This window comes from Bacillus sp. RC240, from assembly GCF_044907945.1.
Taxonomy (GTDB): domain Bacteria; phylum Bacillota; class Bacilli; order Bacillales; family Bacillaceae_G; genus Bacillus_A; species Bacillus_A mycoides.
Window position 1 is genome coordinate 1,350,963 of record NZ_JBIYCT010000001.1, and the last position, 24,646, is coordinate 1,375,608.

32 protein-coding genes and 1 pseudogene are annotated in these 24,646 nt (G+C 33.1%); 9 read left to right on the forward strand and 24 right to left on the reverse strand.

Annotated elements, in window-relative coordinates; translation table 11 throughout:
• Positions 1-61: 61 nt before the first annotated feature.
• Positions 62-2,599 carry a PBP1A family penicillin-binding protein gene (locus tag ABH955_RS06885; protein WP_404491007.1) on the reverse strand — a complete coding sequence of 846 codons (2,538 nt, stop codon included), beginning with the start codon at positions 2,597-2,599 and terminating at the stop codon, positions 62-64.
• A 466-nt stretch (positions 2,600-3,065) separates the two neighbouring features.
• Here ABH955_RS06885 and ABH955_RS06890 point away from each other — a divergent pair, with 466 nt between their 5' ends.
• Entirely contained in the window at positions 3,066-3,275 is a 210-nt protein-coding gene (locus ABH955_RS06890) for a KTSC domain-containing protein (RefSeq protein ID WP_002085762.1), read from the forward strand.
• Positions 3,276-3,342: 67 nt separating this feature from the next.
• On the opposite strand, the gene ABH955_RS06895 is transcribed toward ABH955_RS06890, so the two are convergent.
• The 4 genes from ABH955_RS06895 to ABH955_RS06910 form a co-directional block, all read right to left on the reverse strand.
• Positions 3,343-3,555, reverse strand: coding sequence for a YqaE/Pmp3 family membrane protein (locus tag ABH955_RS06895; protein WP_002085763.1), 213 nt, complete (start codon positions 3,553-3,555; stop codon positions 3,343-3,345).
• A 300-nt stretch (positions 3,556-3,855) separates the two neighbouring features.
• Positions 3,856-4,515 (reverse strand): DUF6944 family repetitive protein, encoded by a 660-nt coding sequence (locus ABH955_RS06900; protein ID WP_002035373.1) that lies wholly within the window; start codon positions 4,513-4,515, stop codon positions 3,856-3,858.
• Between the two features lie 158 nt (positions 4,516-4,673).
• The gene (locus ABH955_RS06905) at positions 4,674-5,384 is read right to left on the reverse strand and encodes an SDR family oxidoreductase (RefSeq protein WP_002085764.1); all 711 of its coding nucleotides are present in this window, start codon (positions 5,382-5,384) and stop codon (positions 4,674-4,676) included.
• A gap of 324 nt (positions 5,385-5,708) precedes the next feature.
• Positions 5,709-6,047 (reverse strand): hypothetical protein, encoded by a 339-nt coding sequence (locus tag ABH955_RS06910; RefSeq protein ID WP_002031841.1) that lies wholly within the window; start codon positions 6,045-6,047, stop codon positions 5,709-5,711.
• Positions 6,048-6,259: 212 nt separating this feature from the next.
• On the opposite strand from ABH955_RS06910, the gene gerPF reads away from it, so the two are divergent.
• Positions 6,260-6,475 carry a spore germination protein GerPF gene (gene gerPF, locus ABH955_RS06915; RefSeq protein WP_001141569.1) on the forward strand — a complete coding sequence of 72 codons (216 nt, stop codon included), beginning with the start codon at positions 6,260-6,262 and terminating at the stop codon, positions 6,473-6,475.
• Positions 6,476-6,760: 285 nt separating this feature from the next.
• Here gerPF and ABH955_RS06920 read toward each other — a convergent pair whose 3' ends face one another.
• The 4 genes from ABH955_RS06920 to ABH955_RS06935 all read right to left on the reverse strand — a co-directional run bounded on the left by ABH955_RS06920 (position 6,761) and on the right by ABH955_RS06935 (position 10,548).
• Positions 6,761-7,096 carry a YolD-like family protein gene (locus ABH955_RS06920; protein ID WP_002012722.1) on the reverse strand — a complete coding sequence of 112 codons (336 nt, stop codon included), beginning with the start codon at positions 7,094-7,096 and terminating at the stop codon, positions 6,761-6,763.
• A 707-nt stretch (positions 7,097-7,803) separates the two neighbouring features.
• Positions 7,804-8,025, reverse strand: coding sequence for a hypothetical protein (locus ABH955_RS06925; RefSeq protein WP_215552347.1), 222 nt, complete (start codon positions 8,023-8,025; stop codon positions 7,804-7,806).
• 532 nt (positions 8,026-8,557) lie between these two features.
• The gene (locus tag ABH955_RS06930) at positions 8,558-9,409 is read right to left on the reverse strand and encodes a peptidylprolyl isomerase PrsA (RefSeq protein ID WP_215552348.1); all 852 of its coding nucleotides are present in this window, start codon (positions 9,407-9,409) and stop codon (positions 8,558-8,560) included.
• Between the two features lie 143 nt (positions 9,410-9,552).
• Positions 9,553-10,548 carry a glycoside hydrolase family 25 protein gene (locus tag ABH955_RS06935; RefSeq protein WP_012260898.1) on the reverse strand — a complete coding sequence of 332 codons (996 nt, stop codon included), beginning with the start codon at positions 10,546-10,548 and terminating at the stop codon, positions 9,553-9,555.
• Positions 10,549-11,115: 567 nt separating this feature from the next.
• Here ABH955_RS06935 and ABH955_RS06940 point away from each other — a divergent pair.
• Complete coding sequence (locus ABH955_RS06940; protein ID WP_002141671.1) at positions 11,116-11,310, forward strand: hypothetical protein; 195 nt, start codon at positions 11,116-11,118, stop codon at positions 11,308-11,310.
• Positions 11,311-11,662: 352 nt separating this feature from the next.
• On the opposite strand, the gene ABH955_RS06945 is transcribed toward ABH955_RS06940, so the two are convergent.
• Positions 11,663-12,166 (reverse strand): MepB family protein, encoded by a 504-nt coding sequence (locus ABH955_RS06945; protein ID WP_404491008.1) that lies wholly within the window; start codon positions 12,164-12,166, stop codon positions 11,663-11,665.
• Positions 12,167-12,386: 220 nt separating this feature from the next.
• Here ABH955_RS06945 and ABH955_RS06950 point away from each other — a divergent pair, with 220 nt between their 5' ends.
• Complete coding sequence (locus tag ABH955_RS06950; RefSeq protein ID WP_002031831.1) at positions 12,387-12,599, forward strand: hypothetical protein; 213 nt, start codon at positions 12,387-12,389, stop codon at positions 12,597-12,599.
• A gap of 92 nt (positions 12,600-12,691) precedes the next feature.
• Here the strand turns inward: ABH955_RS06950 and ABH955_RS06955 are convergent, their stop codons facing one another.
• The 5 genes and pseudogenes from ABH955_RS06955 to ABH955_RS06975 all read right to left on the reverse strand — a co-directional run bounded on the left by ABH955_RS06955 (position 12,692) and on the right by ABH955_RS06975 (position 15,348).
• Positions 12,692-13,249 (reverse strand): hypothetical protein, encoded by a 558-nt coding sequence (locus ABH955_RS06955; RefSeq protein WP_002065254.1) that lies wholly within the window; start codon positions 13,247-13,249, stop codon positions 12,692-12,694.
• A gap of 137 nt (positions 13,250-13,386) precedes the next feature.
• Entirely contained in the window at positions 13,387-13,962 is a 576-nt protein-coding gene (locus ABH955_RS06960) for a C1q-like domain-containing protein (protein ID WP_002012631.1), read from the reverse strand.
• Between the two features lie 732 nt (positions 13,963-14,694).
• On the reverse strand, positions 14,695-14,946 hold the full coding sequence (locus ABH955_RS06965; RefSeq protein ID WP_002127261.1) for a DUF3947 family protein: 252 nt from the start codon (positions 14,944-14,946) through the stop codon (positions 14,695-14,697).
• Between the two features lie 133 nt (positions 14,947-15,079).
• Positions 15,080-15,214 (reverse strand): annotated as a pseudogene (locus tag ABH955_RS06970) (YqaJ viral recombinase family protein); the annotation flags it as partial.
• The gene (locus tag ABH955_RS06975) at positions 15,211-15,348 is read right to left on the reverse strand and encodes a hypothetical protein (RefSeq protein ID WP_002127259.1); all 138 of its coding nucleotides are present in this window, start codon (positions 15,346-15,348) and stop codon (positions 15,211-15,213) included. The gene ABH955_RS06975 and the pseudogene ABH955_RS06970, both read right to left, overlap by 4 nt.
• Before the next feature lie 76 nt (positions 15,349-15,424).
• On the opposite strand from ABH955_RS06975, the gene ABH955_RS06980 reads away from it, so the two are divergent.
• The 4 genes from ABH955_RS06980 (at position 15,425) to ABH955_RS06995 (ending at position 18,598) form a co-directional block, all read left to right on the forward strand.
• Positions 15,425-16,033, forward strand: coding sequence for a hypothetical protein (locus ABH955_RS06980; protein WP_002012636.1), 609 nt, complete (start codon positions 15,425-15,427; stop codon positions 16,031-16,033).
• Between the two features lie 361 nt (positions 16,034-16,394).
• A complete protein-coding gene (locus ABH955_RS06985) occupies positions 16,395-16,751 on the forward strand; it encodes a site-specific integrase (protein WP_215552349.1) in 357 nt (118 codons plus the stop codon).
• Positions 16,752-16,825: 74 nt separating this feature from the next.
• Positions 16,826-17,140: a thioredoxin family protein gene (locus tag ABH955_RS06990; protein WP_002012639.1), complete on the forward strand. Its 315-nt coding sequence runs from the start codon at positions 16,826-16,828 to the stop codon at positions 17,138-17,140.
• A 576-nt stretch (positions 17,141-17,716) separates the two neighbouring features.
• Entirely contained in the window at positions 17,717-18,598 is an 882-nt protein-coding gene (locus ABH955_RS06995; RefSeq protein WP_002085782.1) for a cation diffusion facilitator family transporter, read from the forward strand.
• Here ABH955_RS06995 and ABH955_RS07000 read toward each other — a convergent pair.
• The 5 genes from ABH955_RS07000 to ABH955_RS07020 all read right to left on the reverse strand — a co-directional run bounded on the left by ABH955_RS07000 (position 18,588) and on the right by ABH955_RS07020 (position 21,331).
• Positions 18,588-19,223, reverse strand: coding sequence for a phosphatase PAP2 family protein (locus tag ABH955_RS07000; protein WP_215552350.1), 636 nt, complete (start codon positions 19,221-19,223; stop codon positions 18,588-18,590). The two genes, ABH955_RS06995 and ABH955_RS07000, sit on opposite strands and share 11 nt — an antisense overlap.
• Before the next feature lie 77 nt (positions 19,224-19,300).
• Positions 19,301-20,056, reverse strand: coding sequence for a sporulation protein (locus tag ABH955_RS07005; protein WP_215552351.1), 756 nt, complete (start codon positions 20,054-20,056; stop codon positions 19,301-19,303).
• A complete protein-coding gene (locus ABH955_RS07010; protein WP_215552352.1) occupies positions 20,038-20,859 on the reverse strand; it encodes a serine/threonine protein kinase in 822 nt (273 codons plus the stop codon). The genes ABH955_RS07005 and ABH955_RS07010 overlap by 19 nt, the downstream gene beginning before the upstream one ends.
• The gene (locus ABH955_RS07015; RefSeq protein WP_002085792.1) at positions 20,859-21,041 is read right to left on the reverse strand and encodes a hypothetical protein; all 183 of its coding nucleotides are present in this window, start codon (positions 21,039-21,041) and stop codon (positions 20,859-20,861) included. The genes ABH955_RS07010 and ABH955_RS07015 overlap by 1 nt, the downstream gene beginning before the upstream one ends.
• Before the next feature lie 110 nt (positions 21,042-21,151).
• A complete protein-coding gene (locus ABH955_RS07020) occupies positions 21,152-21,331 on the reverse strand; it encodes a YozD family protein (protein WP_002012644.1) in 180 nt (59 codons plus the stop codon).
• A gap of 149 nt (positions 21,332-21,480) precedes the next feature.
• Here ABH955_RS07020 and ABH955_RS07025 point away from each other — a divergent pair, with 149 nt between their 5' ends.
• The gene (locus ABH955_RS07025; RefSeq protein WP_000456534.1) at positions 21,481-21,648 is read left to right on the forward strand and encodes a DUF3930 family protein; all 168 of its coding nucleotides are present in this window, start codon (positions 21,481-21,483) and stop codon (positions 21,646-21,648) included.
• 4 nt (positions 21,649-21,652) lie between these two features.
• Here the strand turns inward: ABH955_RS07025 and ABH955_RS07030 are convergent, their stop codons facing one another.
• The 4 genes from ABH955_RS07030 to kamA all read right to left on the reverse strand — a co-directional run bounded on the left by ABH955_RS07030 (position 21,653) and on the right by kamA (position 24,564).
• Positions 21,653-22,315: a hypothetical protein gene (locus ABH955_RS07030; protein ID WP_002012647.1), complete on the reverse strand. Its 663-nt coding sequence runs from the start codon at positions 22,313-22,315 to the stop codon at positions 21,653-21,655.
• Positions 22,316-22,588: 273 nt separating this feature from the next.
• Entirely contained in the window at positions 22,589-22,804 is a 216-nt protein-coding gene (locus ABH955_RS07035; protein WP_002085796.1) for a YozE family protein, read from the reverse strand.
• 72 nt (positions 22,805-22,876) lie between these two features.
• Positions 22,877-23,149 (reverse strand): YokU family protein, encoded by a 273-nt coding sequence (locus tag ABH955_RS07040; protein WP_002085797.1) that lies wholly within the window; start codon positions 23,147-23,149, stop codon positions 22,877-22,879.
• Positions 23,146-24,564, reverse strand: a complete 1,419-nt coding sequence (gene kamA / locus ABH955_RS07045) for a lysine 2,3-aminomutase (RefSeq protein WP_002012651.1) — start codon at positions 24,562-24,564, stop codon at positions 23,146-23,148. Before kamA ends, ABH955_RS07040 begins: the two co-directional genes overlap by 4 nt.
• Positions 24,565-24,646: the final 82 nt, after the last annotated feature.

The following is a 24,646-nucleotide window of genomic DNA, read 5'->3' on the forward strand; positions in this document are numbered from 1 at the left end:
TACAAAAAGCACCAAAGAAACCGTTTTTTCCGGTACCTTCGGTGCTTTTAAAATGCATTATTTATTGTCCATTATTGGAAGGAGCCTCTCCTGTGTTCCCACCAGTAGTTGGTGGGGTTGGAGTTTCCTGGCCACCTCCAGTGGTTGGTGGATTTGGAGTTCCTTGGCCATTTCCATTAGTTGGTGGATTTGGAGTTCCTTGACCATTTCCATTAGTTGGTGGATTTGGAGTTCCTTGACCATTTCCATTGGTTGGTGGATTTGGAGTTCCTTGACCATTTCCATTAGTTGGTGGATTTGGAGTTCCTTGACCATTTCCATTAGTTGGTGGATTTGGAGTTCCTTGGCCATTTCCATTGGTTGGTGGATTTGGAGTTCCTTGACCATTTCCATTGGTTTGTTCATTTTGCTTATTCTGTTCATCTTGTTTCTTTTGCTCTTCTTGCTTCTTAAGTTCATCTTGTTTCTTTTGCTCTTCTTGTTTCTTAAGTTCTTCCTGTTTCTTTAATTCCTCTTGATTTTTCTCTTCTTCAGTTTTTTGCTGTTGATCTTGTTTTGGTTGTTCCGTTGTATCCGGTACGCTAGTATTTGGGGATGAATCACGTTTTTCACCTTTTATACGCAATTCACTACCTTCTTGAATAACACTACTTGGCATTTTAAAGCGTGATTTATCTGTAGCCATCTCGCTCATCATTTCTTTAAAGATCAACTGTGCAATTTTCGTATTTTTACTACTAATATACTCGTCTTTACCATCTTTCGTATATCCAGTCCATACTGCCATCGTATATTGCGGTGTATATCCTGCAAACCAACTATCACGAGTTGCACTTTCTGGAATTCCATATTGTGCTAGTTGTTTTGAAGAATAGTTAGTTGTACCTGTTTTACCAGCTACATCTAAAGAGGCCACATTTGCCGATGTACCAGTACCTGATGTAACTACAGAACGAAGCATATCAGTAATCATATATGCTGTAGAATCCGCCATAACTGATTTTGGTTTTTGTCCAAAACTTTGTGACTTGCCGTCTGGATAAACTACTTTCTTAACAAAATGCGGCTTCGTATACTTACCGTCATTCCCAAATGCCGCATAAGCACCTGCAATTTCAGTTGGTGACGCTTCATTTGTACCGATCGCTGTTGATTCTGTCGGTGCTACATTAAATGTAATACCTAATTTCTCAGAGAACTCTTTCGATTTACTAATACCTACCTCTTTAGCTGTTTTAATAGCTGGGATATTACGTGACTTTGTTAGTGCTTCACGCATTGAGATTGGCCCTAAATGACTTCTATCTGCATTTCTAACTTCTTGGCCAGTTGAATACTTAAATGGAGAGTCATCAATTTGATGATAAGTAGCCCATTTTAAATATTCAATTGCAGGAGCGTAATCAAAAATTGGTTTCATCGTTGAACCAGCTGCACGATCTAATTCAATCGCCATATTATGCCCTTTAAATACTGCTTTATTTTCACCGCGCCCACTACCTATAGCGCGAACTTCTCCAGTTTTCGTATCCATAAATGTGAAAGCACCTTGGAATTTATCATTTGGATAATTAATAATATTTGTATTCAAAATATTATCAGCTAATTTCTGTGCTTTTGGATCCAATGTTGTATAAATTTCTAAACCATCAGATCCAATATTAACATCTGGTATTTCCTTTTCTACTTCTTTAACTACTGCATCCATAAATGCAGTATATGGCATCGCTTGTAGTTCAGCTGCACTCTTAATATTTTTATCCACTGGTACTTTCGATGCTTCTTCCATTTCTGCCTTTGTAATATAACCATGTCTATTCATTAAGTTTAGTACAGTATTTCTTCTTTCTGTTGCCCTTTGAACATTTTCTTTTTTCGTTGGGTCATAGTTATTCGGTGCTTTTGGTAAGCCAGCTAGCATCGCAACTTCTGGTAATGTTAAATCTTTCAATTCTTTACCGTAGTAGTTTTGTGCTGCTGTTGCGATTCCATATGAACGGTTTCCTAAATTAATTTTATTTAAATACATCTCTAATATTTCATGTTTTGAATATTGTTGTTCTAGCTTATACGCTAAATATATTTCCTGAACCTTACGTTTTGACGTTTTTTCCATCGATAAGAAGTAGTTTTTAATAACTTGCTGCGTTATCGTACTACCACCTTGAGAGCCATAATCTCCCTTAAGACTAACTAAAACTGCACGAGCAGTACCTTTAAAATCTACTCCGCTATGCTCATAAAAACGCGAATCTTCTGTTGCTAAAAATGCATTTTCTACTAATTTTGGGATTTGATCATACGTAACATTCGTCCGCTTTTCTTTCCCATATTCATATACCAAATTCCCGTCTTTATCATAAATTTTTGAGGATAACGGATTAACAAGTTTTGCTTTCTCAAGTTTTGGTGCATCCTTAATCATTACGAAAAAGGTAGCAACCCCTGCCACTAAACCTACAATACCCAGTAGTAAACAACTGATTAAAAATTTACGGAAAAACGATGTTTTACCTTTTGGTTTTGTTTTTTTAGAAGCTGGCTGTTTTTTCTTTTGAACTTGTCGTCGCTCCTCTCGAGAACGATAATTTTCTGACATGTTACTTTCTCCTGCCTTTCAATTCTCCCGTTGATTTACTTGAAAATATTGAGGTCACTTTCCCAAATACATTTAATCAAGAAAGTATATTGACCTGGAGCATTCAATATTTTCCCAATTCACAGATTATACATTTTAGAATACTTCTTATACAAACTATTTTCACTTCTATTTTTTCTAATAATACTGCCCCTTAAAGCATAGAATGTAAGAAGTGAATTTTTAATACCTCGTATAAATAATATACCTTTTTTTCAAATGGTCAATATTTTCTTATTTATAAATCAAAGGTGAAATAAAAATAGCACAACGATATGTACTTCGTGTGAACTTCCTTATAATTACGTATAACAAACATTTAATATATTGCATATAAGTATAATACTCCTTTAATTATTAGAATTTCAACACGACAATCCCCTTCTCTACAAGAAACCATCTAAAATGAAAAATAAGGAGTTGCGTAATGATGAAGCTATCTCCCGTTATTTCAAAAAAATTAGTTGCTGTTGGCTATAATCCTTTTTCTATGATTTTACGTATTCAACTAAAGAATGGTATGTATGATTTCTTTAATGTGCCAGAAAGCATTTACACCGGTTTATTAAACGCACACTCTAAAAGTTATTATCATAATACTTATATTAAAAATTCTTACCGCTATACTAAAATTTAAACTTGATTGGCATACAAAAAAGAAAGGCGAATCAAATCCCCTTTCTTTTTTGTATGTCAATCGCAATTTACCTTCTATTTCTTTTATTAATTTCATCATACGCTTGAACTTGTTTTTTAAGTCGCCTGTCGGCTTTTTTATCATGTACGACAAGAACTGCGTGTATCGCTCCTGGAACCCAAAAAATTAAGGTTAAAATGAAATTAATAATCGCTTGAAACGGCTTTCCGCAAAATAAAACAGCTACCGGCGGAAGTAAAATTGCTAATAAGTACATCATGTCTGAAAAACTCCTTAATGTTTATTTTTCGCTTCTTCCCCATCCATCTCCTACACTATCAAACCTATGAAATCATGTTATTTCTAAAAGCGTATATAAGAACTCATCATTACAAAAATCACATATAATAGTATAACTAAATGAGAAGCCTCTCACTAACGTTAACAAGTTATTTTCACCTGTTCGTTTATATGTATATTCTACGCCTATATGAAAAAGCCTACAAAAACAATTAACACATCCATCTTGTCCTACTTCTAAAATTGAAATACTCCAAACTTCATTGAAATGAGTATTTCATCACCTTTTCTTAGATTCCAATCGTTGTTCCTCTACTATTTCGGTTAATCCAATTGCTGAAATTACAGTACCTATTGCCTGTATCCAAATACCTATTAGCCCTATTATACGTTGATCTTCTTTATCTATATTACTGTCTTCTTTTCCCTTTTCTTCTTTTGGTATATTTTTAATACCTTCATATGCTTGTAATCCCGCACCTAAACTTTGCATCGAATTCCCTAATACGATAATCCACTGTATTCCATTTATCTCATTCAATGCTACTTCTACTCCTAAAAAAGCGCCAATTGATTGCAAACTATTTCCAGTAATTATAAGGAAATCATTTTCTTTCATTTGTTCATTGAGATTAAAATACGTTCCTATTACATTTGAAATATTACCTAAAGCTAATAACTCAATCCCCGTTTTCGCTAGCGCTTTATTTTTATTATCTATAGTTACCTCTTGCTTCTCACATTTATCTTCATCTTTCGCATCATTAGTTGCTATAATTTGTAATATATATCCGAGAGCTTGTAATGAACTCCCTACAATAACGAGATCCGACTCAATCTTTTCTTCCCCTGCAAACCCTCTAGTTGTTCCAATTGCTGCTATAAGATTTCCTCCTACTTGAAACCAGGCACCTGTCAATTCTAAATCGCGTAGGTTCATTTCCCATCACCTATATTTAAATTTTCTAGTACATTCAAAACAAACAAATATCACCTTTAATTCATTATTCTATTTTTCATATGTAATTTTGTGCATCACATAATGTACTAATAATACAAAAGAACACCTTTCAGGCGCTCTTTTTGACAAGGAGTTTCTCAATGAATGTATGCCGGACATGTCAATGACTCACCGTTTTTATCTATTGATATATTTAATATATAATGAATTGCTTTATGTGACCACATTTCAGGTGTAGGAGATTCTTTTACATATTGAGGTGCACATAAGTGAAGCATTGGAGTGCTAATACTGCCACCTGGATCTAAAGCAACTACTGCCATACCATTTGGCAGTTCCATTGCCATTGACTGCGTGATACCTTCAACAGCAAACTTCGAGGCACAATATGGCGCAAGTTCAGCCTCGCCTTCTCTTCCCCAACTAGAGCTCATGTTAATAATAATTCCTTCTTTCCTAGCTATCATCGCCGGGACGAACGCCCTAATGACATTTACTACCCCGTTCACATTTACACTCATTACACTTTCAAATTCTTGTGCGGTAACTTTCCATAGAGGTGCATTTTGATTAACAATCGATGCATTATTTATTAACATATCGGGAGCCCTATACTTATTAAGAATACGACTTGCCCATTTACTAACTTGGTGATGATTTGAAACATCAATTATTTGAAAATCATGTGAAGCACCGTAATATTTATTAAGTTCTTCAATTTTATTTTTTGAGCGTCCACACCCTGCTATGTTCCACCCCAATTCATGAAACCTATCAACCATTGCACGTCCTAACCCTTGCGTTACTCCAGTAATAATTACAAGTTTCCCAATGTCGTTTCGCTCCAACTTCATCTCCTCCTTTCCATTAATATTACTCTTTTTATTCTTATTCAACTTCTCACTTAAGTATCAATTCATTTCATACTTTAGAAGTATTTTGATATTACATATTACAAACAAAAAGAGTAACCATCATAGTTACTCTTTTTGTTTGTATCGTTATTATTTTTAAATTGTATCTTCTATTCCCTACATTTCTCACATCGATAAATATAGGTTACACCTTAATGAAAGTATATTTATGTTTACGGTTCGATTTATCCAAATACTTTTCAATCCACTTTTTCAACTTAACAGAGCCCACCTCTATCAATAAATTTCCACCTAGTCTTATAACATACTTTTATTTAGATTCTCAATCTCATTTTGCAACTTTTTAAATTGCTCAAAATGCATTGTTATAGATTGAATACTATTCCTTTCAACATTTTGCTTTACTAATAAAACGCCTGTATCGTGAAAAATCGCTTCAAGTTCTTTCCTTATAGATACTTTCGTAATATATGCAGTTTTAATTGCCGATAAAATTGCTATTTCATTAAACTTTAATTTTATTTCATTAGGACAAAATGCTTTTTCGATCAATGTGACATCATTACTATAAATATAAGCAATAAGTTTACTTGATTCTGCATCTGTTAAATCCACTGTTTTTATAACATTATCCATTACATTTTGCCTCCTTTAATTCCATATATATTAATTATTCAAATTTGTTCTTTTTAAAATTCAGCTCTTCATTAATTTTAACATACTTTTTGCTCGATTGATTAAACAAAGCTTCAAACATTTTTCTATTCCGGAATATTTGTCAAATGAACCAATTAGACTGTACCTTCATATAGTAATGCAAACAATTACTTATAAAGTAGGTGAAAATTATGCCCTCAGTTGTTGGGAATTTAGTTGTACAAAATAGTAACGGATCTTTCAACTTAGGTGATTTCTACAATGTTTCTCCAAAAGAGAATACGAAAGCTTATAACGGCTCTGGCGCATCTAACGTTGGCTTCGTAGTGAACACTTTTAGTGGGGTTAGCGCGACTAATACATTTGATTCTGATCTAGCAGATCAAAACCAAGTTGGTACGGCCTAAACAGCTCTGTAATCATTTTTGTATAACATTTTTAAATTTGTCTATACTATACTTAGGCTGATACACAGCTATCGTCGATTTTTTGAGTACCAATCTTTTTCTCCCTTTCCCTGGGACTAAGCAGCTAGCTTCCATCTAGTTGCTTTTTCATTTAGTTCTTCACCTCTTCAAAAAATTAGGTTTTTACAGGTACCCTGACTCACAGCCGAATTTTGAGGTGTAAATCTAATTGCCCGCAAATAGCTAGATAAATTAAAGAAGCTAAACTTCAAAATTCAGCTTCTTTTAAGTTACATCAATTATGTCCCTTGCAGCAAATATATATGTTTTATAAAATGCATCTGTACATTTTACAATTTGTTGAATTGGATTTATATGAACCACTGTCATATAACTCGTAAGTATGTATCCTTCTTCAAAATAGGTCACTAACATCTCTTTTTCAGACAATAATGAAGTTAATAATTTGTCTGAAATGCTTTCTTTCGCTTCATTCGTTATTAGTGGCCTTTGGACTTTTAATTTCTCTCCAATAATTTTTCTCATACTTAATAATTGTTCCGACATTACTGTAAATGGAACCCACTCTCTTCCTTTTTCCTGTACCTTTACATAATTCATTTTCTTTACTCCTCAATTTTCTATATCTATCCATTCTTGAACTACCCCACTTTCACTTCGTTTAGAAGTGGGGGATTCCTAAGTAAAGAGTTCTATCGAACTCTAATTTATTAGGCTATCTCCGCAGCCCTTGCGGTTAGAAGCCTTATCGCTTCATTCTTTATCCATCTCTTATTTATACGTAGCGTAGCTTTCCAATTCAAAACTATTTATGAATTTGTAGACATCTCCACTTTGAAAGAACATTCGTTCTAATTATACACGAACGAACGTTCTTATGGAAGTGCAACATGTAAATTTTTCAAACAAAATGCAACTTTAATATATGAAGTTTATTCATACTCATTTATTACTCCCTTTTATTAATCAAATTTCTTTGCACTTCCTATCGCATCATAGAATACGTGTAGCAACAATAAAAGCGACTCCACCTAATGTGAAGTCGCTTTTATTGAACTAATTATATTTCTAATTTTACTTTTCTATCCTAACTAACGTTCTTTCTGTAATACAAATTTCAGCTACATCTCATTAACCATCCTTCAACAAAAGCATACACTTTTATTATGAACGAACTCACAAAGCTTTAGAAACTTATGATGTAAAACAATTCATTCCTCATAAGTTTCATACATATCGACAATTACTACCATTTATCCTGCTATTTGCAGGCAGTAAGATTCACACTCATCAATTTTTCACTTTCTTTATTGAATATGCTTGGGTTGCATTATAATATGTAATTCTCTCTCTGTTTCTGTTTTTTTCGGATTCCGATAATATTCCAGTTTATATTCTAATACTTCATACTCAACCACCCCAATCTTTATCCCTTTTGTTTCTTTTAATACAGCTAATAGAACGCTTATATTTTCATTAGATGATTCAAAAATTTTCCCTCCGCCTTCTCTCTTAAAAATAACTTTCATATATTTTCCCCCAAATTAATTTAATAATCTAGTAAATATAAAAATATTCATCCTATTTTAATAAAGTGAAGGCTAATAATCAGTGGGGGTTTTACGAGCAGTAAGACTCCCACAAATAGCGGGATAAATAATTCTTATCATCATTAAGAACATCTTTTTGTACTAAATGTTCAACATGTCACTTCCTATAAAGTTAATTTATACTCCAATAAATATGATATGTACCATTCTTTAAATTATGTCCTCAATTCACTCTCCAAGAAAATATATTTAGTTTATATTTAACAAAATTAATTAACTAAAACATTATCATTTCAACATTTTGCGAATTTAATTGCTTATTCCTTTTATCTACATCCAAATTTTCCTATTGTAATTCTTAATATTTAAATGTAATATTGTATTGTCTTACTATCTATTTATAACTCACACACTAACGCGAAAAGGGAACTCTATATGAGTTCCCTTTTCTATTGAAAACAAAAAAACAGAAATATAGCATTATGCTAAATCTCTGTTTTTCTTCTAAACCTTATTTCTCATCTAAGAATTTAAATGTATCTTTAAATTCTTTATCTGTTACTTTAATATCTGCTTCTTTCAATAGATCATTGATTACTTGTTGTTTCCATTTACCTGTCGCATCTTGCAGTCTTTGTTGTTCTAAATCTTTTCGAATCGTATCTTTTACTTCATCAAATGGTTTCAATTCTTTTTTTTCCGTCACTTTTATTATATGATAACCATAAGATGTTTTTATTGGCTCACTTACTTGTCCTGCATCTAATTTATACGCAGCTTCCTCAAACTCTTTCACAGTTTGACCAGGAGCAAAACCAGCTATTTCTCCGCCCTGTTCCTTTGAACCAGTATCTTCCGAATACTGTTTCGCTAAAGCAGTAAAATCTTCACCATTATTTATTTTCTCTTTTACTTCTTTCGCAGTTTTTTCATCTTTCACTAAAATGTGACTTACCTTCATTTCAGGTTTATGGTTATCTTTCACATCTTTATCTGTGACAGTCGCTCTAATCGCTTTCTCAAGTGCAATTTCTGGCTTCATTCTCTCTTTTAATTCATCTTCATTCTTTAATCCTACTTGCTCTAAAGCCACTTTAAACTTGTCACCCATTTGTTCCTTCGCTGCTTCTACTTGTTTTTTAGCTTCTTCATCTGAAACTTTATATTTATCTAGCAATGCCTTATTTAACATCATTTGAGATAAAGTACTTTTTCCATATGTTTGCCTTAATTCTTTACTTAACTCTTTCTCTGTTACGTTTCCTACTTTTGATGTTGCAACATTTTCTGAGGAACCACACGCAGACAATGTTAGCGCCACACATGCAATAATAGTTCCCATAAATAGCTTTTTCTTTTTCAATTCAAATACCTCACTTTGATAAATGTATATTAGGAACTATACAGCGCTATTGTGAAATCAATGTGTTTTCTGCAAGTATTTCTCTTCATGCCAGAGACAAGCTTTATTAAATAAAAAAGCCGGCATAAATCCGACTTTTAACATCATTTAATCTGCACATGTTCTTCTTTGATCCATTTGTTCCCACCTATATCTATATATCCATCTTGACGATTCCAAATACGATAAGGAACCCTCCCATCGACCGCACCTGTATCATTCCCGTTTGGCCCATCGTACGTTCTAATTTCATATCCAGGTGTATACTTTGAATATGCATAAAACCATTGTACATTAAAATGTTCTAACTTAGCCCACTGTTGTTCACCACCTAAACAAATCATATCTTTTTCGCCACCTCCCCAATAACCTTTATAGATTAAATATGGGATTTTTTTCGTAAGTCTTCCTATAAATTGCGGATTCGCAGGATTTTCATATAAATTAATTCCGTATCCATCATCATATTTTGAAACTGCAATACCAATTCCATTTGGTCGCTTACTGTCTCCAATACTAGATTGATTTGTTTGATTTGAACCTATAAACCAAGAAAGATTTTTATTCCCAATTAATTGATTCAAATCACATTTTCCAATACCAGGAACATTTCCTGAATCAGTATATTGCCAAATATCACAAGGATATGCTGGTTTATTCCCTCCATAACGAGGAATCCAAATAAAATCAGCATCAATATTGCGAGCTCCAAATGATACATACGTGTGATGTCCTACATATAAACCAATTTTTTTTGCACCTAATCGGCGTAATTCATCAATAAATGCTTGAGTCCCGCCTTGCATATCTACCATTGTTTGAACTTCTACATCTGCCACCCAAAATTTAGCGTTTTTATCGCCACGATTCCAAAAATCTTGCGCTTCTTTTTTTGCATCTGAAATAGATATAAAACGGCAAAATGCATAATTCCCAAATGGGATACTACGTTTCTTCATTTCTTTCACATAACCTTGATACATAAAATCGATCGTATTCGAACCATCTTGAACTCTAGCAATAACTAAATCTAGCTGAGACGCTGCAATATCCCAATTAATATTTCCATTCCATTTCGAAATATCTACAATATAACCCATTACTAATCAACTCCTTTTTATTATCTTATTCAAAGCTTGTTTTATTGCTAGACCCATACGCCTAATAGCAAGCTTCTATAAGACAAATAAATATATTTTCATCATTTTTTAAAACTAAATAATTTCTTTTTATCCATAATAAATAAGTCCTTCTTTTTTGGCATTTGTAAACGATAAACTTGCGTTTATTTCATACTAAATATTGGAATAAAACTATAAATAATGTACATACTACATATAAGCAATTTTTGCTTATACTCATGAATGACCTCCAAGATTTTTCAATCTCCCTGTAAAAAGGCAGCTAAAAAAAGCTGCCTTTTTACAATTTATTATATAGAGACAAGTTAATTAACGCTTATTCCCTCATATTAGTCTGTTTTTAAGCTTTTTATAAACATGATATATATTTTTTCACAACACTATTTTGATACGTAATAGAAATTACATCAACTCATACAGTATATGTAATAATCAACTACAATAAAAATTACATATTATATTAATATGTCTTCCTAATTAAAAGGAAATAAACATATAACCTCTGTTATGTAAGGAGTTTATTTAATGAAAAAAATCCCTATCGTATTCAAAGTTCCCCCGAATTCAAAGCTAAAAGTTACATTCTATGGTCCTTGTAACGAAGTAATTACAAATGTATCTTTAATTAATCAACTACTCACCACTACCTGCCAAACTGTATCTCAATATCCAGACTTCAAGAAATATATAACTGAAGTCCAATCATTATCAAATTGTTAATCGTATAATTTTATGATTTATCATTTCGAACAGTACGATAACAAAATAATAAAAAGAGCCGCATCTTTCAAAAGAAACGGCTCTTTTTCATTTCACAAAACATGACTTCATTAAAAAACTAAAATAACTCATTAATTGATATTCTGTTGATATTTTATTGATATTTTACACATATTAATGAAATGCGCATATATTATCGTATGGAGATTCTCCACTCATAAAACCTATCTTTTTTTGAGCATACTTTATTTGTATGCTCCTTTTTTATTCTTTACTTAACGGCTTACCCTGTTAATATTTCCAAATATCATCTGAACGAACATTGAATATTTCAATTTTTTCTTATTATGTGCTATGAATATAAGTTTAATAATTTATCTGTAGCTACATTTTCAGTATCACTTAAATCGACAAAATAATGAAGTTGCCACAATTGACTCTTCTTAGCTTGATTACTAATAGGTTTATCCCAAATAGGGTAAACCCTCATAGCCATTTTCCCTTTTTGATTTTGAGTTTTTAATATTTTTTCTTTTAGAAGAATCTCTTTTGGAAAAATAAATTGTCCTAGGTTATTATCCGCTATACAAGTGATAACTAAAAGGTTAGGAGCTGAATCATAAGAAAATGCCTGATTGCTCATGGAGGCATTCTTCTCCCAAAAAGAAACAAATTGTCCAATCTTATTAGGCGTAATTTTTGATATCCTAAATCGGATGCTTCTATTATTTAGCTGGAATACCCCTCCTGCATATTCTGAATTTTGCTTTTCTTCTTTTCGTTTAGTAATTAATAGATTATTAGGTTTGTAAATCATTTCATCTAGTTTTTCAATTATATTACTAAAATTTGTCATGTAAACGCACCTTTTTTATTTTCCAGTATACCAAGAACGTTCGTTCTTGTATATTAAACTTAAACAAATGTTGGCTTTGAATAGTCTTTCAAAGATTATTTTATCTACTCCATCCATAACTTCAAATTTACTTTTATAGTATTTATTACATTACTCTTCCAATTCCTTATATTCTTCATTATTTCATTAATATATTAATAAAAAACGAGGTACATATTACATGAATCCATCCAAAATTGACTTCGGCTCCATAGAGCAACCTTTATTCCTATTAATTTTATATCTTATCGCAATTCTTTTAACACTCGGCATTACATTTAGTATATGTCATTCCCTTTTACTAAATTTAAATGCACCGAGATGGGTAGCAAAACTGTTAGCTATCATATTAACTCTAGGTGTTGCTTATCAAGTGTTTATGAACTTATTTTAATATATTACCAATTTAACACCTTTAACTAAAAGGCCCTACCATAAGGTAGGGCCTTTTTTAAAAAAATAGTCCATAAATCACAAACATGTCTTTTATTTTATTGGAGATGGGAATCTTGCAGCTTCAAAATGCGTACTAATAAATCCTGGATCATTTTGTATAATCAGTCCATCTACATCACTCTCAGCAAAAATTTCAACTACATCTCCTGCATGTAATTGAAGTATTGTTGAAACCGCTACGACATTTGCAAAATTGGGTGGACCAAAAAAGTCATTATCTATCGCTATAGCTGGATTATCATTTACCCGAATTTCTACACGCGCTCTATAATTCGTATTACTATCATTAGGTGCAAAGCTGATTGTACCAATAATAGAATAAACCCCTCTAGTCTTCGGAATAAAATCTGATGTTACTGGATTATATTCATTCGCTAAATCAAACTGTTCATTTTGGAATAATACTTTAACAAAAGTATTTGCAGTGACATTTTGATCTACTGTACTAACCGCTCTAAAAGCAGATGCCCTTACAAGTTTATCTTTCTCATTATCACAACACTTATCGTAATAATCTGTACTCTTCTTACAACAAGTATGCTTTGTCTTTTTATAGCCATTGCAATGCTTACAATAATAATAAGACATATTTATATCCCCTTTCTAAATCTATTGTTGTATACTATGCAAAATAAATTTAAAAAGTTCGGACGAGCTATTGCTATTATGAAATTAAAAAACTCCACCGAAAAGCAGAGTTAATAAATTTTTTTCCTTTTTAATATTTATACAATTGGAGATGGGAATCTTGCAGCCTCAAAATGAGAACCGTCTTCTGTACTACTAATAACCCCATCTATACTACTTTGTGCAAAAATCTCGACAATATCACCTGCATGTAATTGAAGTATTGTTGAAACACTTACGACATTACCGAAATTTATCGGACCAAAAAAGTCGTTATCTATAGCAATTGCCGCATTTCCATTCACTCGAACTTCTACACGCGCTCTATAATTTAAATTTGTATCGTTCGGAAAGAAACCAATCGTCCCAATTACGGAATAAACTCCTCTAGTCTTCGGAGTAAAATCTGATGTTGCTGGGTTATATTCGTTCGCTAAATCAAATTGTTCATTTTGAAATAATACTTTAACAAAAGTATTAGCTGGAAGGTTTTGATTAACTGTATTTACAGCTCTAAAAGCAGATGCTCTTACAAGGTTATTCTCCTTATGATCGCAAGAACAGTCATCACATCTTTTACCGCACTTATTATAATAATCACTTCTTTTTTTACAGCAATCATGATTTTTCTTTTGGTAACTCTCACAATTCTTACAGTAGTAATAACAAGACATATATAGTGCTCCTTTCTAATCTACTACTGCATAATATGTATGCTAGACTTGAAAAGTTTGGACAGGTTATTGCGATTACAAAAATAAAAATGCTCCACCATAAGGCAGAGCGAAGAGAAAGTATAACTTTTAAAAACAAAGCACTCATGTAATATTCTGGTTAAATCAGTAATACAAATTATCTAGTTTCATCAACTCGGATTTTCAGAAAAAACTCCTCTGTACGATTTTATTATTATTGAATAGATTATATTGTTAATTGAGATATGCAATATTTCATATTTTATTATTTCAATATTCCTTTATTATCGTTGAGTTGTAAACATTCTCTTTATAACAATTTAAAATCAACACTTACTCTATAACAAATACTTTTTCATCCTTTAGAATTACCTGCAATCATTATATCTAAATATTATTATTGTAAATTATCGACCTGTACAAACGTATAATTTTTGTGTATTCTATGGACAAGGAGTAAGGTAAGAGTTACTCTTTGCCTTTTTTCATATTTTTTTATAGTAAAACACCCAAAATTGTCACCTTTCATTTTGGAAAAATAATATCCCCCACTTAAGAATCCTTGCGTTGCATATAACTCATGAGGTTGTAACATTCTCATTCCAATATCTAAAATTTTATAATTGTTCCCTAGATACGAATCATTTCTTATAAGGGCGCTCTGTACTTGCGCTCTTATATAAATACTTAAATTTATTCCCCCGCATATTTTTATAAATTGTATACAGTTCCATATGGAATTGTTGAAACAGAAATTCCGTATGGTGTAATATGATGCATTGGGTAATAATACTCCATAGATGGATAGTACGGTTGTATGCCTTGCTGTATTTGTTGCATTTGCTGCTGTGCTTGTAACGCTTGTTGAACAGCTTGAATTGTAGTTTGTGCTCCGCTATACGTAATACCCGCCGTACCATACGGACGCATTCTATCTCGGGTATCAAAATATGAATAAAACATTATTATTCAACTCACTTCCATATAAGTTATTACAAAGTATGTTATGATTCTTAATTTCAGTGAGTGTTAAAAACTAGTCCACTAGCTTTTATTCAAATAGCGTTTTTGTTCACCTTCCTTCTTTTCACCCTCACTCTTTCCCGAAATATTCCGGCGATTTTCCGCATTCAAGGCCAATCTTTTCACCGACAATCAATCGGTCTACATTTGCAAGCATCCACGGGTATTCAGGATGCTGCAGGATTGCATTTCTGCGTTGTACCTTTAAATCCCGTACGCTTGGAATCGACTTATGGCATCTTGTAACTTTTCGGCATCGATAGACGTTGTCATGATACCTTCTTGCTCCTGTGGATCAGCTTTACCATAGCCATTGTGCATGGACATCGGGTTTTCTAGCATCTAGCTCACCTCCTTAAAAAATGCAGGATTTTCCTTTCCATTATCGAATTAGTAATGTTTGAAAAGGGGGTGTAATATGGCAGAAATTAAAGTAGGACTTACACAATTTTTAGACTTCACACTAAAAAGTAGTGCAGCTAAAACAAACTTTGTGAAAAATCTAAAATCTCAACCGGAATACCAACCAGCTTTTGATTACTGGAAACAATTACGAGATACTGTTATTAAATTTCATCAAAACGAACTACCTTTTGAATGTTTCGAAACATTAGTGCAAACGGTTGATCAGAAGAAAAAGCAAAACTACATTGATGTCATAAAACAGTACAAAAAATTTATTAAAAACAAAGACGTCTCTTGGTTCGATCCAGGTAAATCACATTGGATATCAGATGATTTAATCGTCCGCTCATCACCTGAACTCGGTTTGCTCATTAATGATGAGCCGCATCTTATCAAACTGTTTTTCAAAGGAAAAAAAGAGCGAATTGATAAATACAACATCAACTCAACGCTGACATTATTAAACGAATCGACATTTTCAAATGAACATAACGATGTGAATTATACGGTTCTTAACATCCAAAAGAACAGAATGTATACGAATAACTCTATTAATAATGATCATTTAATAGCACTTGAATCAGAAGCTAACCAGCTTTGTTATATATGGAATAAGATGTAAAGAGTACTATTCATCTCTTTCAATACCTTTTCCATGCATAATTTGGGCACAATTTTCACAGATCCTATCAGTTTCGTTTAATTGAAGCTCACCTTCTTGTTCCTCACGAACAATGCAGGGTGGGCGTTTTTTCGAAAATAGTTTCTTTCACCATTTCCGCATCCTAACTCACCTCCTCCGAAAGAGTGATATAATGAGCTCTCTCCACTAAATCAGCGTTAACCCCCTGTTTTTTTAACCGATGAAGAAGATCTTCGTTTTTTAGAACATGCAAAAGAAAACCGTTATTATATCGCTTATCTTCTTACTATTACATGTGGAATGCGTAAAGGTGAAACCTTAGGTCTACAATGGAAAGAGATTGCTGATTTTACCTGACATTACTTTAATGGCACTAAATGACCATCTGCAAAAAATCTCTGAGGAAAAAGAGCGATATGATGAAAGCTATAATGACTACGATTTGGTCTGCCGTTTCAGAAGTTTGACACAGCTCCTGAAAAAGCTTATAAAGAAAAGTGAGGTTCCTGATATTCGGTTCCATGATCTGAGGATTATGTTAAAGCAAGGTATACATCCGAAGATTGTGAGTGAACGATTAGGACATAAAAGAGTAGGCATCACATTGGAAACCTACTCACATGTTGTACCAGGACTTCAGGAAACTGCGGTGGATCAATTTGCAAACGAATTATTCGGAAAGAAAAACTTTTGTTAGAAGTTTTCGTTTCTAGGCAAAAACACCGCCTAAATAACCCCAAATATTATAAGTGAAAAAGGAGCAACAAAAACATGAAAGAAATCAAAGCTGAACAAGAATTCAAAGACATCATCGCAAGCGAGGAGCCAGTAGTTGTTAAGTTCTTTACTACATGGTGCCCAGATTGCGTGCGTATGGACAACTTTATCGGAGATGTAATGGAAGAGTTCAATAAATTTGAATGGTATTCTATTAATAAAGATGAGTTCCCAAGTATTGCTGAAGAGTATCAAGTAATGGGTATTCCAAGCCTACTTGTATATCAAAATGGCGAAAAGTTAGGTCACTTACATAGTGCAAATGCAAAAACGGAAGAGCAAGTTACTGAGTTTTTAGAAGCATACTAAGAAACGAAAAACCTCTGAAAAATCATCAGAGGTTTTTTTCGTTTTCAAATTATTCTTTGCCTTTGTCTCTTTCTGGAAAGTGAATATTATAATGCTTTCTCCCCTTCTTATTGAAGAATTTTGTTATCATTTCTTATATATTACTCACATGAGGAATTACAAAGAGTCATTTTGCGAAAAATATATATGAAAAAAATTTTGAGAATCATTATTCTCGCCCTCTTTCCATTTGCCATAATCATCATTAATTGTTTAATAAAGTGAAACCTTAATCAGTGGGGTTTTTGTTCATCCCCCACTGATTATTAGCCTTCACCAATCGGGCGTTTACGGGCAGCCCGACTCCCGCCTAACTTCTTTGCTCCAACTGAATTTTGAGGTGGGGGTCTTACTGCCCTCAAATAGCGGGATAAATTTCTACTTTGTACTTTTCAACATATTTTTCCTTAACGAAACTTTGTTATCCCCTTCTTAAAAAGCTATAAAACGTCAACAATGTTTGTATAGACCCACACGAGTTTCGTTTGATACTCTATGTATAGAAAGAAATTCCTTGTAGAAAGGCGAGTGATTAAAATGGATTCTCTTTCTCATAAAGAAGCTGATAAAGGTGCTATTGTCAGCATTATAGCCTACATATTTTTATCCTCTATGAAAATCATCATCAGTTATATTACCCTCTCTAGTGCATTACGTGCTGACGGTTTGAATAACTTAACGGATATTGGTGCTTCTTTAGCAATATTAATTGGCCTGAAAATTTCTCGTAAGCCTCGTGACCCAGATCATCCATATGGGCATTCGCGTGCAGAACAAATCGCATCACTTGTTGCTTCCTTTATTATGGCAACGGTCGGATTAGAAGTTGTTATTAGTGCAATTCAATCGTTTTTCAATCCGAAACAAGCAGCACCTAATGTACTTGCTGCATGGGTGGCTTTATTTTCTGCTGTCGTTATGTACGGTGTATACAAGTATACGAAAAAGATTGCAATGCGAACAAAAAGTAAATCATTAGAAGCTGCTGCAAAAGATAATTTATCAGATGCTCTTGTAAGTATTGGTACAGTAGTAGGTATAGTCGGAGCACAGTTCCAAATGCCTATTTTGGACCCTATTGCCGCTTTACTTGTCGGTCTTATTATTTGTAAGACCGCGTGGGAAATTTTCGTAGAAGCTTCTCATATGCTAACAGATGGAATTGATCCTGAAAAAATGGATGAATACGCTGATGCTATAGGGCATATTTCAGGTGTAGAACATATTGTAGATATTCGTGCTCGTATGTATGGGAACCAAACGTATGTGGATATTACAATTGAAGTAGATGCTCGAATGGATGTTAGCGAAAGCCATTGTATTACTGACAATATTGAAGATATGCTTCGAAAAAAATTCGGAATTTACCATGCTCATATTCATGTGGAGCCCATGCAAAAAGAACCTATTATGACATAGGTTCTTTTTTAATGAACGCCTTATGAAATATAATACATAAAACGAGCCAGCTACCGCCCGCTGCCCATCCGGCTAATATGTCAGATGGATAGTGCACGCCAAGATAAATTCGGCTAACTGAAATAGATAATACAACGAAGCTTGCTATAAAAATAATCAGCAACTTTTTATGCAATGAAATACGATCTTCTGTAATTGTGACGTATGCAATAAATCCTAAAAAAGCAGTAGCATTCATCGTATGACCGCTCGGAAAGCTATATCCAGTTGCTGTAACAAGCTGCGTCACATCAGGTCGTGCTCGTTCATACCATAGTTTGAGCATACTGTTCAAATAACGTGATCCGTAATAATTAATTGTTAGAAGTAATGCACTTAATATTTTTTTTCTAAGAAGAAAATACATTACAAGTATAATGAGTAACGGGAAATATATTCTTTTTGAACCGATAAAGGACACCCAAGTAAAATAGGTTGTCAAATACTCGTTTCGGGAACTTTGAATAAAGTGTGCGACTACATTATCAAATTTTTCAATACAAGCGGTATGATACGAAAGTGATAGTGCGACAAAACAAATGAGTAGTGTACAACTTAACAAGTATAAATGTCGGTATCGTTTCACATACATAACCTCACTATGCAAAAAAATGGAGCGGTTGTTTTAGTTTTCCTCTCCATTTCTTTTTTATGCATAGTTTATTAAAAAATATTATTGTTAATTTTTTGCTGCATCGTTGGAATATCTTCGTTTGTTACTGTAAAGCGAATAACCTTCTCATCAAGATCAAGTGCTTCTGCGAATAAACCAGCCAATCCACGTGATTTTCTATCTACTTCCATAATAATTTCTAATTGATCGTGGGCACTTGGCAAAATTAATAATTCTAATTCATCTAATTTCCCATAATACTCTCCGGAAACTGGAATAAACTCAAATTCTTGTGCGAATGGAACTTGCTTACGTAATCGATACGGTAATTCTTCGCATTCTATATGACGCGCTTTAAAACCTAATTGATTTACACTATTTAATACACTGTTCAATAGCGCATTCGGCAATACTTGAATATAATCACGGTCACTTGGATCAATACTACGTTTAATATCAAGACCTGTATGAACCCAAACCGTTTTCATTCCAAGTGTTAGTGGTGCTTCAATTGGCATTAAAAACGAAAATGGAATTTCCACTTTTTCATTTGGCTCTACAGAAAATGGATCTGTTAAACGAACTCGCTCTAAATCATACGATGCAGTTACTTTTTTATCATCCACTTCTCTTACATATGACGTCGACAACGTTAAGTAAATGCTTTCAATTTCTTGGCTAACTGAACCTCCAGTTATATGAACCTTCCCTACTATCTCTTCTCCAACTGTATACTCATCTCTTTCAAGAACAGTATCTACTTTTGCACTTCCAATTCCAACGCTTGCTAAAAACTTTTGAAACATGGGGTCTCCATCCTTTCTAAAGCGTAAGCTACATCTTTTTTCAAATCTTGTACATTTTCATAGTATGGCGCTTTCATTTGTAACATTCGCATCAGCATGTCGCGATTATATTCTTCCAGCGCTAACTCTTCATACCAAGGTTTTTCCTTTTTTTCAGTCGCTTCATAACTAGCATACAATAAAAATAATACGAAATGACCGAGCGCATAAAAGTCGCTACGAAAGTGAACTTCTCGCATCAAAGCTTGTTCACCTTCATAAGTTATAGCTCGCTCATCACCCTCACCTTTCAATTTAGCCAATCCAAAATCAATAATACTAATCTGATTTTCTTTCATTAATATGTTTGGAATACGTAAATCTCGGTGAATGATACCTTTACTATGAAAATACGAAACAATTCCTAGTACTTCATATAAAATTTCAAAAACTTCACGTTCATCATATACTTGCCCATCTAAGAAAATATGATCTTCGAAATTTTCCCCCGGCATATACTCCATCACAAAAAAGTTCTTTTTCTCCCATATGAAATGGTCATGTAGCTTAGGAATTGACGCATGATTTAATGTTTGTAAAATCACTTTCTCTTGCTCAAATGATTTTCTACCAGACTCATATCTTTGTTTACTTTGCCTTAATTGTTTTAAGACTTTATATTTATTTATTTGTAAATCATTAACGACATATGTAACCCCATAACTGCCCATTCCAATTACTGATTCAATCTTATAACGCTCTGCAACTATTGTATTTTTTCGCAGTGGTCTATCAAATAAAGCTAGTATACGACGCCATTTCATCAGCTACTTGAAAAGAAGCTACGGCTTTTACGTTTTCTTTTATAATGCTGATGCCCATAACCAGATGAACGTCGTTTATAGTCGCTACTTGAATAAGAGCGCCCTCTTTGACGATAATCACTACTTGAATACGAACGATGTTTTTTCTTTCCTAATAAAGAATCAATAATTTTTTTGAACATCCCTTCACCTCTTGTATAAAATTTTCTTTTAATTATACCAACAATTCTTGTCTATATTTGTGACAAGTTTGTAAAGAGTAAAAAACGACGAGTTAAGCCCGCCGTTACTTTCAATCTTCCTCTTCATCAAAAACTTCATCAATCATGCATTTCTCTAATAAATACTCAAATGTAATATCTGCCAGGTCCTCAATTTCTTCTCTTTTTGGAACGTACCCTCTTTCAATTAGTCGCTCATAAAAAAACTCCGCAATCTCTTCCGTGTCAATTACGACTTCAATTTCCTTCATGAGCATCACTCCTTTATTTCTGTTTTATGAAAAAATCTCAAAATTATGTATATGAGATTAGAAAAATAGTTTTTCTTTTTTTATAAGTCATATCATGTAGGTAAAGGGCATACGATGTTAGTACAAGCTATCCAAAGGGGGAAATAATAATGGAATACCAATATGAAGTAGATCAAGAAGTAGGGCAAACAAAAGAAGAGTTCATGCATGAAGATCAATGGGCAGACTCTCTTATTAAATGGCTTTTTATTTTTTTAATAATTGTAGGCATACCTTATACTGCATATGTTGTTGTTCAATTTATTCTCTCTTTCTAGTTAACTATTTTTTCTCTGTCAATTTAACTAAATAATTTTGAACAACATCCATAACAATTTTATATTCTTCATCTTTAAATGTATCGAATAATAAATGATAATCATTATAAATATCTAATAACCCATCAATAATTTCTTGGCGATTCGTCTTTACACTTACTTTTTTCGAATTGTTAATCGACTTCAATTTTCCTAAATCCAATTTATTCATACCAGCTTTATCTTGTTTCATTTTCTTCAAAATTGCATTTGCCGTTTGTGCATTGGCAAGTAATGTTAAATCTGATTCATCAGCTTCTAACCATTCACCATCAGTAATTCGTGACAATTCATATATAGTATCTTCCCATGCATCATTTTTATATCTCCATACTTCTGTACGAAAACCAACAATACGAAAAACATCTTTATCATATCCAGTTACTTGCACGAGATCACCAAACGTAAAGTTATAATTTAATTCAATCCACTCTGTGTCGCCCTTTTTCATTTCTTGCTCTGTAACATGCTGCAAAGTTTGTTCTACATAAAATCCATCGTGATTATTTACTTCGTATACGTAAACTCCATCTAAAACTTTCATATTTGTAACTTTCCCAACGGTTCCATATAGCGTAATCACGACTATGTCTCCTACGTTATATTTAGGTTGTTTTTTCCTTGCCATCAATATCTCTCCTTTTTTAAACGTCGTGATTTTGATAACAGTATATGCAACCTACATAAAAACGCTTATCACAGAAGCTTATATTCATAAATTTTTTCAATAAAAAAGTAGAATTTGTATATAACTTAAAAAAGCTAGTATTTAAACTAGCTTTCACTTTTCATTTATGTTCTAACAGCAAGACGTATTGTAAATAAAAAAGCATAATGAATACTTCACTTCTTTCAAAGTAATGTATTCATTATGCTTTCATTTCCCTAAAACTTCATATCGTTATCTCTCTTGTATATATAAATCCCATGCATCATCAAATATAGACATACTTTCTAGCATTCCACTTAACTCTAAGTATGAACTAATTACATCATAGTCTTCAGATTGCTTCGGAAAACTTAAATCATCATACATCGCCTCTGCTAAATCTGATATTTCATTTTTAAATAAAGCTGCACGGTGCTTCATCATATAATGGTAAAATGTCTTTTTCAAAAATATTCCCTACCTTTCTAACTTGGGTACATTATACAAGGCAAAAAAGAAAAAAACCAGCATAAAAGCTGGTTAGAAGTCGAAATAATTCCTTTTTAATAAACGTGGTCTTCCCATCAACTCTTCGTATGTTAGTTGTTTTGGCAAATCTTTCGTATAAATTAAAAACAACTGATCTTCAATTTCTTTTACAGTATGGTCTGCTTGATAGTCCATTCCACATGAGGAACAAGTAATACATGGTGTCTCTTGGATTTCAATGGCTTTCGTACCATCTGGTAATTCCCAATATACAGTATTCAAGCTTTCTTTCGCTTCTGTACTGTCACACCACATACAATTCATACTACGTCACCCTCATTTTTTTTGTCATCATCTAACTTTGCTATTTGTGCTTGATATTTTTTATCTTTTAATTGATCACGCTTATCACGTTTATCTTTTAAAGAAGCATGCGTTTCATTGACTTCATAATCTTTGCGGCGATTCATACGTTGTAAATCATCTGGAACAAGATTAAATTTCTTATCACTCATCAATCCTGCAACGCCGATATCAGAGCGTTTCTCTTCATAAGTCGGATAAATTTCTTTAAAGTAGCCTTCTGCTCTTCCTGGGATATAGTTTTCTGGTTCTGGATACGTTGTAATAACCCCTTCAAAGTTACGAAGAACAACTTTATCCGCACTTTGTGAAATTAAATAGTTTGGCTGAAGCGCAATTTTTCCGCCTCCACCCGGTGCATCGACAACGAAAGTTGGTACTGCATAACCAGACGTATGTCCACGTAAGCCTTCAATAATTTCAAGACCTTTCGAAACTGGTGCACGGAAATGACCGATACCTTCTGATAAATCACATTGATAAATGTAATATGGACGAACACGAATTTTCACTAAATCATGCATAAGTTTTTTCATAATTGGAACGCTGTCATTAATTCCAGCTAAAATTACAGCTTGGTTTCCAATTGGAACACCTGCATTTGCAAGCATTTCACATGCTAGTTTCGATTCTTCTGTAATCTCAATAGAAGTGTTAAAATGAGTATTTAACCATACTGGATGGTATTTTTTAATTATGTTACACAGGTTTTCTGTAATACGCTGTGGGAATACAACTGGTGCTCTCGTTCCGATACGAATAATCTCAACATGCGGGATTGCTCGTAAATTCTTTAATACATATTCTAAAATTTTATCATTAATTAGAAGTCCATCACCGCCAGAAATTAAAACGTCACGTACTTGTGGTGTTTCACTAATATAAGCAATCGCATCATCTAATTGCTTTTTCGGTACGCCCATTCCAATTTGTCCACTAAAACGACGACGTGTACAGTAACGACAATACATAGAACATTGATTCGTTACTAAAAATAGTACACGGTCTGGATAACGATGAGTTAGTCCTGGAACTGGTGAATCTTCATCTTCATGAAGGGGATCTTCTAAATCATATTTTGTTTTATATAACTCTTCCGAAATCGGTACTGATTGCATCCGAATCGGACAGCGTGGGTCATCAGGATTCATTAGCCAAGCATAGTACGGTGTAATGTTTAACGGGATCGTTTTCGTTGAAATTTTAACGCCTTCTTCTTCGTCAGGTGTTAAGTTAATTACTTTCTTTAAATCATCTAAAGTTTTGATCGTATTCGTTAATTGCCAAACCCAATCATTCCATTGTTCTTCTGTAACATCTTTCCATAATTCAATATCCTTCCAGTGACGATTTGGTTTGTATACATCATGTAACATTGCTATTCCCCCTTTTTATACGCTCATCCTTTATATAAGCAATAATTATGCCAACTTCATATTCTTGATAAGTAAATGCGAG

Excerpts from the sequence above, each read along its gene's own strand:
- ABH955_RS06890 (WP_002085762.1), top strand. The coding sequence starts at position 3,066 with ATGATGAAGCTATCTCCCGTTATTTCAAAAAAATTAGTTGCTGTTGGC.
- ABH955_RS06990 (WP_002012639.1), top strand. The coding sequence starts at position 16,826 with ATGAAAGAAATCAAAGCTGAACAAGAATTCAAAGACATCATCGCAAGC.
- ABH955_RS07040 (WP_002085797.1), bottom strand. The coding sequence starts at position 23,149 with ATGAATTGTATGTGGTGTGACAGTACAGAAGCGAAAGAAAGCTTGAAT.
- ABH955_RS07015 (WP_002085792.1), bottom strand. The coding sequence starts at position 21,041 with ATGTTCAAAAAAATTATTGATTCTTTATTAGGAAAGAAAAAACATCGT.
- ABH955_RS06940 (WP_002141671.1), top strand. The coding sequence starts at position 11,116 with ATGAAAAAAATCCCTATCGTATTCAAAGTTCCCCCGAATTCAAAGCTA.
- kamA (WP_002012651.1), bottom strand. The coding sequence starts at position 24,564 with ATGTTACATGATGTATACAAACCAAATCGTCACTGGAAGGATATTGAA.
- ABH955_RS06995 (WP_002085782.1), top strand. The coding sequence starts at position 17,717 with ATGGATTCTCTTTCTCATAAAGAAGCTGATAAAGGTGCTATTGTCAGC.
- ABH955_RS07030 (WP_002012647.1), bottom strand. The coding sequence starts at position 22,315 with ATGGCAAGGAAAAAACAACCTAAATATAACGTAGGAGACATAGTCGTG.
- ABH955_RS06965 (WP_002127261.1), bottom strand. The coding sequence starts at position 14,946 with ATGTTTTATTCATATTTTGATACCCGAGATAGAATGCGTCCGTATGGT.
- ABH955_RS06975 (WP_002127259.1), bottom strand. The coding sequence starts at position 15,348 with ATGCTAGAAAACCCGATGTCCATGCACAATGGCTATGGTAAAGCTGAT.
- gerPF (WP_001141569.1), top strand. The coding sequence starts at position 6,260 with ATGCCCTCAGTTGTTGGGAATTTAGTTGTACAAAATAGTAACGGATCT.
- ABH955_RS07010 (WP_215552352.1), bottom strand. The coding sequence starts at position 20,859 with ATGAAATGGCGTCGTATACTAGCTTTATTTGATAGACCACTGCGAAAA.
- ABH955_RS06900 (WP_002035373.1), bottom strand. The coding sequence starts at position 4,515 with ATGAACCTACGCGATTTAGAATTGACAGGTGCCTGGTTTCAAGTAGGA.
- ABH955_RS06980 (WP_002012636.1), top strand. The coding sequence starts at position 15,425 with ATGGCAGAAATTAAAGTAGGACTTACACAATTTTTAGACTTCACACTA.
- ABH955_RS06925 (WP_215552347.1), bottom strand. The coding sequence starts at position 8,025 with ATGAAAGTTATTTTTAAGAGAGAAGGCGGAGGGAAAATTTTTGAATCA.
- ABH955_RS06895 (WP_002085763.1), bottom strand. The coding sequence starts at position 3,555 with ATGATGTACTTATTAGCAATTTTACTTCCGCCGGTAGCTGTTTTATTT.
- ABH955_RS06935 (WP_012260898.1), bottom strand. The coding sequence starts at position 10,548 with ATGGGTTATATTGTAGATATTTCGAAATGGAATGGAAATATTAATTGG.
- ABH955_RS06950 (WP_002031831.1), top strand. The coding sequence starts at position 12,387 with ATGAATCCATCCAAAATTGACTTCGGCTCCATAGAGCAACCTTTATTC.
- ABH955_RS07020 (WP_002012644.1), bottom strand. The coding sequence starts at position 21,331 with ATGAAGGAAATTGAAGTCGTAATTGACACGGAAGAGATTGCGGAGTTT.
- ABH955_RS06920 (WP_002012722.1), bottom strand. The coding sequence starts at position 7,096 with ATGAATTATGTAAAGGTACAGGAAAAAGGAAGAGAGTGGGTTCCATTT.
- ABH955_RS06955 (WP_002065254.1), bottom strand. The coding sequence starts at position 13,249 with ATGTCTTATTATTATTGTAAGCATTGCAATGGCTATAAAAAGACAAAG.
- ABH955_RS07025 (WP_000456534.1), top strand. The coding sequence starts at position 21,481 with ATGGAATACCAATATGAAGTAGATCAAGAAGTAGGGCAAACAAAAGAA.
- ABH955_RS06960 (WP_002012631.1), bottom strand. The coding sequence starts at position 13,962 with ATGTCTTGTTATTACTACTGTAAGAATTGTGAGAGTTACCAAAAGAAA.
- ABH955_RS06945 (WP_404491008.1), bottom strand. The coding sequence starts at position 12,166 with ATGACAAATTTTAGTAATATAATTGAAAAACTAGATGAAATGATTTAC.
- ABH955_RS06910 (WP_002031841.1), bottom strand. The coding sequence starts at position 6,047 with ATGGATAATGTTATAAAAACAGTGGATTTAACAGATGCAGAATCAAGT.
- ABH955_RS06885 (WP_404491007.1), bottom strand. The coding sequence starts at position 2,599 with ATGTCAGAAAATTATCGTTCTCGAGAGGAGCGACGACAAGTTCAAAAG.
- ABH955_RS07005 (WP_215552351.1), bottom strand. The coding sequence starts at position 20,056 with ATGTTTCAAAAGTTTTTAGCAAGCGTTGGAATTGGAAGTGCAAAAGTA.